Genomic DNA, 6,819 nt, shown 5'->3' with positions numbered 1-6,819 from the left:
GGGGGTTTCCTGGGGTTGCTCTGTTTGTCCTTGGGGGCTCCCGGGCGATGGCGTCCCCCCCCCCCCCCCCCCCCACCCCGGCCCCTCCCGCCGATTCCCTCTGGTTCGACGGCGCCCCGCTCACCGTGCAGGGCGGCCGCTTCACCGACGGCCAGGGGCGTGAGATCGTCCTGCGCGGCTACAACGTCTCCGGCGAGACCAAGCTCGAGGAGAACGGCGGGCTGCCCTTCGCCTCGGCCGCCGACGCCCGGAAGTCCGCCACCGCGCTGCGCGCCCTCGGCGGCGCGAACGCGGTCCGCTTCCTGCTCTCCTGGGCGCACGCCGAACCCGTGCGCGGCCAGGTGGACTCCGGCTATCTGGCCGCCGTCACCGAACAGATGCGCGCCTTCCTGGACGCGGGCATCCGCGTCCTTCCCGACTTCCACCAGGACCTCTACTCCCGCCACCTCTTCACCAGCGGCAGCTGGTACACGGGCGACGGCGCCCCCAAGTGGGCCGTGGACACCGGGGGTTACCCGGCCGAATCCTGCGGCATCTGTCTCTTCTGGGGCCAGAACATCACCCAGAACGCGGCCGTGCAGAAGGCGCAGTACGACTTCTGGCACAACGCCCACGGCCTGCAGGACGCGTTCCTCACCACCGCCGGGACCACCCTGTCCTACCTCAGGCAGCACCTGACCGGCGCCGAGTTCGCGGGCATCGCCGGCTTCGACCCGTACAACGAGCCCTACGCCGGCTCCTACGACTCCGGCCAAACCTCCCGCACCTGGGAGAAGGACCTGCTGTGGCCGTTCTACGAGGAGTTCCGCGCCCGCATGGACGCCGCCGGCTGGCAGGACAAGCCCGCGTTCGTGGAGCCCAACCTCTTCTGGAACGCCAACATCTCCACCCAGAGACAGGAGGGAGGGCTGCTGGACGCGGGCACGCTCGGCCCGGCTTACGTCTTCAACACCCACTTCTACGACCAGAAGGCCATCTCCGGCATCCTGATGTGGGGCAAGGCCGCCGACGGCCAGTACGCCCCCGACTTCGCCGCCGTCCGCGACCGCGCCACCGCCGCCGGCACCGCGGCCGTGGTCAGCGAGTTCGGCCACCCGCTGTCCGGCACGGTGTCCGACAAGGCACCCACCGTCCTGAAGGCCATGTACCAGGCGCTCGACTCCCGCCTGCCCGGCGCGCGTTGGTGGAACGGCCCGGCGGCCTCCGGTCCGGTGCTCTCCGGCACCCAGTGGCAGTGGGACCTCTACAGCGGCCGGCACCACGAGCTGATGAACGGCAACCCCGACAAGGCGCTCACCGCCGGCGACGCCTGGAACGACGAGGACCTCTCCGCCGTACGCCTGGACGACTCCGGGAACGTCACCCTGCGCCAGGACGCCCGGCTGCTGGACCGCCTGTATCCGAGCGCCACAGCCGGTACGGCCCTCGCCTTCACCTACGAGGACCGCTCCCGCGACGGCTCCACCACCCTCACCTGGAACCCGGTCCCGTCCTCGCTGCCGGACGTGGCGAGGCTGGTGGGCTCCGGCCAGTACGGGCTGCTGGTCTGGCGATCCGGCGACGGCACCGCGCCCACCGAACTGCACCTGCCGGCGTCCTTCCCCACCGCGTCGACCACCGTCGTCTCCGACCTGGGCACGGCCTACGCTCCGCCCGCCCGCACCGGCGCCGCCGTCCCGATCGCCGTCGCGCCGGAGCCGGGCGGCACCGGCAGCCGCCGTCTCCTGCTCACCGACACGGACTCCGGTGCCCTGCACTACGCGCTGGTGACCAACGGGGCCACGGCGCCCTCGGCGGACCTGCTGACCGCGGCCCGGTCCGAGCTGGCCGCGTGGGCGGAGGCACACTTCTGAGAAATCAGGGCACTCGTGGGCAGGAGCCGCACGGCCCCCGGGGGGAGTGGGGTCACCCCGGAGGCCGTACGGCGCTCAACTCCCGGCCGGGCTCGTCCAGTCGGCCTGGACGTGCCCCAGCCGGACGCGCTGCGGATGGTCGCCGACCGGCACGGACAGCACCTTCTGTCCGGTGGCGAAGTCGATGGCCGTGACCTGGTCGGCGCCGGCCTCGGAGATGACGCAGTCCCTGCCGTCACCGCTCACGGTCGCCCAGTACGGCGTCGACGCGGTGATCAGCGGGCCTACGTCGAAGGAGGCCCGGTCGACCACGGTCGCGTAGTTGTCCATCGTCCCGGCGACACACAGCTTGGTGCCCTCCGGGTTCATCGAGATGCCGTGGTGGCGCGAGTCCAGCAGCCAGGTGGTGCGGTCCGGGTTCGTCGCCGGGTTCTCCGGCAGCGTCTTCACCCGGGTGATCCGGTCCGCGGCGACGTCGTACTCGAGGAAGCCGTTGAAGAACGACACCTGGAAGTACAGCTTGGACCCGTCGGGTGTGAACGCGGCGGGCCGGACCGCGTCGGAGAAGTCCCTCAGCCCGATCGCGTCCAGCCGCTGCCGCATGTCGATCGTCTTGACCTGCTTGAACGTGGTCGCGTCGACGACGGTGATGTGGCGGTCGCCCTTGGTCCAGTCCCAGCCAGGTGCGTCCAGTGAGGTGGTCACCTCGCCGATCGACATGTTCCAGATGTACCTGCCGCCGTTCGTGAAGAAGTTCTCGTGCGGCTTGTCACCGGTGCCGAACTCGCCGAGCTCGTTCCCGGTGGTGATGTCCAGCACCTGCACCTTGTTCGCGGTCGAGGCCGAGACCGCGACGCGCGTGCCGTCGGGTGAGACCGCCATGTGGTCGGCCCGGTAACCGGCCACCGGGAAGCGCCAGTTGACCTTGTCGGTGGCCAGGTCGATGGAGACGACGTCGGCGAAACTGGGGCGGGAGACGACCACGGACCTCCCGTCGGGCGTCGAGTACATGTCGTCTGCGTACTGGTCGTGTCCCTGGCCGACCTCGTTGCGGATGGACGTGTAGTAGATCCACTTGATCGGGTCGGCGTTGATCTCCGCCAGCCGCTCGGCCTTGTCGGGGATCACGTTGATCCGGCCGATCTTCGCGAAGTCGCCGGACGAGTGGATGACGTCGGCGGTGCCGTCCCAGTTGTTGCCGACGAACAGCACCTCGCGCAGGCCGTCGGCGGTGCCGCCCGCGGCGGAGGCGGCGGTCGCCGGGCCGGCGACGGTCAGTGCGAGGGCGGCGGCCACGGAGCACAGGTGCCTGGTTCTGGAGGCAGGCATGACTGCTCTCTTTCCTCAACGAAGGGCGGGGAATCTGAACAGGGGCGCATTCACAGTGAACTTACTGAAAAGTAAGGAGAGGACGGCCTTCGCGACAAGATGTGTGCACGACAAGATTGGGTCACCGGCAGGTGACGAGGGGGGAAGCATGACGGGCAGGCTCAGGGCGCCGACGGGCCGCTACGGCGGACGGTCCGCCGAGGACCGACAGGCCGAGCGGCGCCGCCGTTTCCTGGACGCGGCCCTGGAACTGTTCGGCGCCCACCCCGGCTACCGGGGCACGACGATCGCCGCGCTGAGCCAGGCCGCCGGTCTGTCCACCCGCCAGTTCTACGAGGAGTTCCGCACCCTGGAGGACGTCCTCGCCGCCCTGCACCTGCAGGTCAACGGCTGGGCCGAACAGGCGGTGCTGGACGCCCTCGCCACGGCGGACGGGCTGCCGCTGGCCGAACGGGCCGCCGTGCTCTTCCACGCCTACGCCCGCGACGTCACCTCCGACCCGCGCCGTGTCCGCATCGCCTTCATGGAGATCATCGGCGTCAGCCCGGCCCTGGAGGAGCAGCGCCTGGCCCGCCGGGCCCGCTGGATCGACCTGATCCGGGCCGAGGCGGACGCGGCCGTGCGGCGCGGGGAGGCGGCGCCCCGTGACTACCGGCTCGCGGCGACGGCCTTCATCGGCAGCGTCAACGGCCTCCTGCACGACTGGAGCGCCGGCTGGGTCGACGCCACGCTGGACGAGGTGGTGGACGAGCTGGTGCGGCTGCTGCTGGGCATGCTCCGGCCGGAGGGCTGGCGTCCCGCGACCGGCTGACACGGTGGCTTGCCGAGCCGTCGGGGCAGGTCAGGGCCGCGCGGTGCGGCTCGGCGCGCGCGATGGGCCGGGAGCTGGTGTGCTGGTGCGGGGGCAAGGTACCCGTGTTCCGGGATCCGGACGACACATGCGGGAGAACCAGATGAGTACCTATCGAGTCGCACAGGTCACGGCCGCGGGCGGCCCGTTCGAGCTGGTCGAGCGGGAGGTGCCCGCGCCGGGTCGCGGTCAGGTGCGGATCGCCGTGGAGGCGTGCGGCATCTGCCACAGCGACGCGCTCTTCGTGAACGCTGCACTGCCGGGCGTGACCTTCCCGGTGGTTCCCGGGCACGAGATCGCCGGACGCGTCGAGGAACTGGGCGACGGCGTCCAGGACCGTGGCTGGCAGGTCGGCGACCGGGTCGCGGTCGGCTGGTTCGGCGGCAGCTGCGGGCACTGCAGGCAATGCCGCCAGGGCGACTTCATCGTCTGCCCGTCCCTGAAGGTCCCCGGGTGGGCCTACGAAGGAGGCTTCGGCGAGAAGGTGATCGCTCCGGTCGACGCCCTGGCCCGGATTCCCGACGCGCTGGCGGCGAGTGACGCGGGGCCCATGGCCTGCGCGGGCGTGACCGTCTTCAACGGGCTGCGGCGCAGCTCCGCCCGGTCCGGCGACCGGGTCGCGGTGCTCGGACTCGGCGGCCTGGGGCACCTCGCGGTGCAGTACGCGGTGGCGCTGGGCTACGAGACCGTGGGGATCGCCCGGGGCGCGGAGAAGGCCGACTTCGCCAAGCGGCTCGGCGCCCACCACTACGTCGACAGCACCTCCGGCACGCCAGTCGCCGAGGCCCTGCAGTCGCTCGGCGGTGTGAACGTCGTGCTGGCCACCGCCGGGAACTCCGAGGCCATCACGGCCACCGTGGACGGCCTGGCGCCCCGCGGCGAGCTGGTGGTCATCGGAGCGGACACCGAGCCGATGGGCATCAACCCGGCCCAGCTGCTGCTGGCAGGCCGGGTCGTGCGCGGGCACCCCTCCGGTACCTCGCAGGACGTGGAGGACACCATGGCCTTCAGCGCCCTGCACGGCATCCGCCCGATGACGGAGACCGTCCCGCTGGGCGACGCGAACGAGGCCTACCAGAAGATGCTCGCCGGCAAGGCCCGCTTCCGCATGGTCCTCACGGCCGCCTGACGCCGCGCGCCGCCCCGCCGGCTGCTGCCCCGGCTGATGTCGCGGGGCCGGCTCCCGGGTGCCGGCCGGCGGTTGACTCCGGGTGTCGTGGGTGGCCTGGCGGCTGCCGGCCAGAGGCTGACCTCGCGAGCCGGCCCCGGGGCGCAGCGGCGGCCGCATCGGACGCCCCTCGCCGCTGCTCGCGGTCGGCCGACTCCGGGACCGGCTCGGGTGGTGCTCGCGGTCGGCCGCTTCGGCGGCTGGTCGGGGCGCTGCTCGCCGGCGGTCGGCCCCGCACCTCGTGCGCTCCCTGCTCGCGGTTGGCCGGCCTCGGAGCTGCTTCGGGTGCTGCTCGCCCGTGGCCGGTCCCGCAGGCCGGCCCGGCCGGTGGTCGCCGGCGGGCGGGGGGTCAGCTGTCGAGACGGTTCAGTGCCGTCAGTACCGGGGCGGCGCCGTCCTCCTCGCGGATGCGGGCGCCCAGCGAGCGTGCCCGCTCGCGATACGCCGGCTCACGGGTGGCGCGTACCAGCGCGGCGGCCAGGGCGTCCACGGTCACCCGGCGCAGCGGTACGACGGCGGGGGCGACCCCGAGCGCGACCAGCCGGGCGGACCAGAACCCGGCGTCGAACTGCACCGGTACTGGCACGGCCGGCACCCCGGCGCGCAGCCCCGCCGCCGTCGTTCCCGCACCCGCGTGGTGGACCACCGCGGCCATCCGCGGGAAGAGCAGCGCGTGCGGCACGTCGTCGATGGTCAGCATGTCGTCGCCGGCTGCCGCGAGCCCACCCCAGCCGCGCTGGATCACCCCGCGCAGCCCGGCCCGCCGCAGGGCCGCGACCACCTGGGCGCTGAGCCGTCCGGCGTCCGGCACGGTGGCGCTGCCCAGGCCGACGAAGACCGGAGCCGGGCCGGCATCGATGAACGCCCCGACATGATCCGGGAGTTGCGTCTGCGTGTCGTACGGCCACCAGTAGCCGCTCACGGTGAGGCCCGGCCGCCAGTCCCGGGGCCGGGGCACGACCCGCGGGCTGAAACCGTGGTGCACCGGCCAGTCCCGCCGTTCGCGGGCCCGTCGCGCCGCCCCGGTCCGCATCGGGGGCAGCCCGAGCCGTTCGCGCACCCCGGGTACGGCGGCCGCGAAGACGTGTTCCACGGCGAGGCTCACCCCGTCCCCGGCGAGCCGGTTGGCCGTCCCGCCCCACAGGCCGCCACCGAGCACCGCCGGGGCGAACTCCCTTGTACCGGCGAGGGGTTGCAGATAGACGCCGGTGCTCGGCACCCGCAGGCCCTCGGCGATCGCGTGCCCGAGCGGGGCCAGCGAGGCGGACAGCAGCAGTACCTCGGCGTCCCGGGCCGCCGCGAGCAGGTCCTCGGTCATCCGTCCGACCAGCCGCCGCGCCAGGTCCACCACCCGCAGCAGCTTCCCGGTGCCGCTGGCGCTGCGGTGCAGGCCCCGGCCGCGCGGGGACTCCAGCTCCGCACGCGGATCGACCGGCAGCGCGTGAAAACGTACGCCGGAGCCCGCCACCAGCGGCTCGAAGCGGGCGTGAGTGACCAGGGTGACCTCGTGGCCGGCCCGGACGAGCCGGTGCCCCAGCCCGGTGTAGGGGGCCGCGTCGCCCCGGGATCCCGCCGTCATGATCGCAACACGCACGACGGTCAGTATGGCGGCATGCGAC

Annotated in this window: 5 protein-coding genes; 3 read left to right on the top strand and 2 right to left on the bottom strand. The window is 72.9% G+C overall.

Annotation, left to right across the window (positions count from 1 at the left end; all coding sequences use genetic code 11):
• Window positions 1-20 precede the first annotated feature (20 nt).
• Window positions 21-1,853, top strand: a complete 1,833-nt coding sequence (locus ACZ7HQ_RS13270; protein ID WP_470988960.1) for an endoglycosylceramidase — start codon at window positions 21-23, stop codon at window positions 1,851-1,853.
• A gap of 75 nt (window positions 1,854-1,928) precedes the next feature.
• Here ACZ7HQ_RS13270 and ACZ7HQ_RS13265 read toward each other — a convergent pair whose 3' ends face one another.
• Window positions 1,929-3,182: a YncE family protein gene (locus ACZ7HQ_RS13265; protein WP_470988085.1), complete on the bottom strand. Its 1,254-nt coding sequence runs from the start codon at window positions 3,180-3,182 to the stop codon at window positions 1,929-1,931.
• 148 nt (window positions 3,183-3,330) lie between these two features.
• Between ACZ7HQ_RS13265 and ACZ7HQ_RS13260 the strand changes: the two genes are divergently transcribed.
• Both ACZ7HQ_RS13260 and ACZ7HQ_RS13255 read left to right on the top strand, forming a co-directional pair.
• The gene (locus ACZ7HQ_RS13260) at window positions 3,331-3,993 is read left to right on the top strand and encodes a TetR/AcrR family transcriptional regulator (protein ID WP_470988082.1); all 663 of its coding nucleotides are present in this window, start codon (window positions 3,331-3,333) and stop codon (window positions 3,991-3,993) included.
• A gap of 142 nt (window positions 3,994-4,135) precedes the next feature.
• Window positions 4,136-5,161 (top strand): alcohol dehydrogenase, encoded by a 1,026-nt coding sequence (locus ACZ7HQ_RS13255; protein ID WP_470988079.1) that lies wholly within the window; start codon window positions 4,136-4,138, stop codon window positions 5,159-5,161.
• Between the two features lie 388 nt (window positions 5,162-5,549).
• On the opposite strand, the gene ACZ7HQ_RS13250 is transcribed toward ACZ7HQ_RS13255, so the two are convergent.
• Window positions 5,550-6,779, bottom strand: coding sequence for a glycosyltransferase (locus tag ACZ7HQ_RS13250; RefSeq protein ID WP_470988957.1), 1,230 nt, complete (start codon window positions 6,777-6,779; stop codon window positions 5,550-5,552).
• Between the last annotated feature and the right edge of the window lie 40 nt (window positions 6,780-6,819).

The sequence above is a fragment of the Streptomyces sp. NPDC037290 genome (assembly GCF_055603245.1).
Note: the sequence above shows the minus strand (reverse complement) of the source record. Positions and strands in the feature narration are given on the sequence as shown.